Origin of the sequence: Nocardia sp. NPDC059228 (assembly GCF_042754245.1) — a bacterium.
Taxonomy (GTDB): domain Bacteria; phylum Actinomycetota; class Actinomycetes; order Mycobacteriales; family Mycobacteriaceae; genus Nocardia.
Genome location: NZ_JBHZAL010000092.1, coordinates 1 through 1,995, shown reverse-complemented (window position 1 = coordinate 1,995; position 1,995 = coordinate 1). Strand labels below are relative to the sequence as shown.

3 protein-coding genes are annotated in these 1,995 nt (G+C 67.7%); 1 reads left to right on the top strand and 2 read right to left on the bottom strand.

The window, feature by feature from the left end; translation table 11 throughout:
- Nucleotides 1-237: 237 nt before the first annotated feature.
- Nucleotides 238-510, bottom strand: a complete 273-nt coding sequence (locus tag ACFXKA_RS42595) for a hypothetical protein (protein ID WP_379431845.1) — start codon at nt 508-510, stop codon at nt 238-240.
- Nucleotides 511-685: 175 nt separating this feature from the next.
- Nucleotides 686-922, bottom strand: a complete 237-nt coding sequence (locus ACFXKA_RS42590; protein WP_379431844.1) for a hypothetical protein — start codon at nt 920-922, stop codon at nt 686-688.
- Nucleotides 923-1,165: 243 nt separating this feature from the next.
- Here ACFXKA_RS42590 and ACFXKA_RS42585 point away from each other — a divergent pair.
- A partial coding sequence (locus ACFXKA_RS42585; protein ID WP_379431843.1) for a DEAD/DEAH box helicase family protein occupies nt 1,166-1,995 on the top strand: 830 nt, incomplete at its 3' end.

The following is a 1,995-nucleotide window of genomic DNA, read 5'->3' as shown; positions in this document are numbered from 1 at the left end:
GGCTACAAGAAGGCGGGTGGTGATCCGGGAGCCGGGGACTCCGTGCTGCCGGGGCCGGCTGTGCCGTCCTCCCAGGCAGCGGTGGCAATGCACCTGCGTCATCAGAACGGCCGTCCCGGCCTGAACCCGCGAGGAGATACAGCTCAACCATGGCGGCCACTCCCCCACCGGACAAGCCGACTTGACGGTGGCGCAGGTACCCGGATGCTCCGCACCGCCTGTGCCGCGCGCAGGGGTTCAGCCGGAAGGGGTCAGCCTTTTGGCCGTGCTGCAGTGAGCCGTCCTCTGATGCCGCCACAGCTGGACCACCGCCAGCCCGAGCAGCACGGTGAACACCACCACCAGAACACTCGCAATCTCCGACTGCCGGCCACTACCCTCCCTGCCCGACTGCAGAACCAAACCCAGCACGGACAGCATCATCCCGACCAGGTACACCGAACGCACACGGCGCAGCTGTCGCACCGCACGGGGAGCAAGAGCAACACGCACACGTTTCATCGAGGCCATATCCGCCCGGTACCCCCGACCGCGCGAAGCAGACGTCGGATCAACCCCCGGGAAAAAGCGCTCACCGTTCTGTCATTCCTCACGCGCGCAGGAGCGCCAGGTCTCTCTCCGGCTTCGCCCCCGGAGTCCCTGTAGTGCTGTGTGGCCGGGATCGCTCGTTCTCAGGGACGGGGGGCTATTCGATGTGCCCGGTGACGGGATCGACCTGCTTCAGGAAGTCCCGCGCCGATTCCTCCAGTTCCGTAACGCTCAGGGCTGCGGCCGGATGCACCGCGGAAGTGAAGCCGTACCCGGGGTCGGGACCTGACAGCCACACAAAGTCGTACGTGCCCCGCTCACCGGGACGGTCGGTGACCTCGAACCTCTCCCCGTCGACCGTCAGTGTCCACTTACCTGTGCTGTGCCTGTCCATGACGCCAGTCTGCCCGGACCTCGAGGCGTACTCGTCCACACCTCCACCTGCTCCGCCCCGAGCGCGGCGCCCGGGGCGGGGCGGGTGGTGCGGAAGAGCGAAAAAAGCGAGCAGAGGGTACGTCTCCTTTCGGTGTGTGTTTCATTTTCTTTTGCGGATAGACTCTGGACTCAGCACACACCAGCCCGTGCAGTTCACACCGGATCCGGGGACAGTCCCACGAGAAACAACCGATGGGCGGGCATGCCGACCACGAACCATAGGGATCAGCGCGAAGCCGCCCAGCGGGAGGCTGTCGACGCGGTCCTCCGTGCCTTCGAACAGCCCGCAGGCTCGCGTGTGCCCGAGCAAGGGCTCCGGACCCAGGTGGTCATGGCGACCGGATCGGGGAAAACCCGGGTAGCCGTGCGCAGCGCGCAGGAGCTCCGTGCGGGGAGGGTGCTGGTCTTGGTGCCGTCGCTGGATCTGCTGACGCAGACCGAGGCGGCGTGGCTTGAGGGAGGCCGTCGGGGCCCGGTGATCGGGGTCTCCTCCCTGCGAGGGGAAGAGGCGGGTTTCCCGAACACCACGGGCGTGGACGAGCTGGTGGAGTGGACGCGGGGGCTGGAGAAGGTCACTGTGTTCGCCACGTACGCCTCGCTCGGGCTCGGCACGCTGGAGCGTGCGCACGCCGCCGGCCTCAGCGGCTGGGACCTGATCGTTGTCGACGAGGCGCACCGGACATCCGGCCGGATCGGGAAACCGTGGGCCGTCGTCCATGACAACGCCCGCATCCCGTCGCTGCGCCGGCTGTACATGACCGCCACACCCCGCATGTGGCAACCGGAGGACGACCAGGAGCAGCAGGGCGCGCCGGGTGAGCTGGTGGCGAGCATGGACGACGACCCCGACGGGCCGTTCGGGGCCCGCTGCTACACCCTCACATTGTCGGAGGCGATCGACCGGGGAATCTGCGCCCCCTACCAGGTCGTATGTGTGGATATCACCGATACTCAGCTCCAGGCCGCGCAGCTCCTGGGAACCGAGCAGCGCTCGGACCGGGTACGCGGAGCCCGGCTCGCCGCGTTGCAGAC

What these genes read in the sequence shown, in the direction of transcription:
- ACFXKA_RS42595 (WP_379431845.1), bottom strand. Translation starts at nt 510, where the DNA reads ATGGCCTCGATGAAACGTGTGCGTGTTGCTCTTGCTCCCCGTGCGGTG.
- ACFXKA_RS42590 (WP_379431844.1), bottom strand. Translation starts at nt 922, where the DNA reads ATGGACAGGCACAGCACAGGTAAGTGGACACTGACGGTCGACGGGGAG.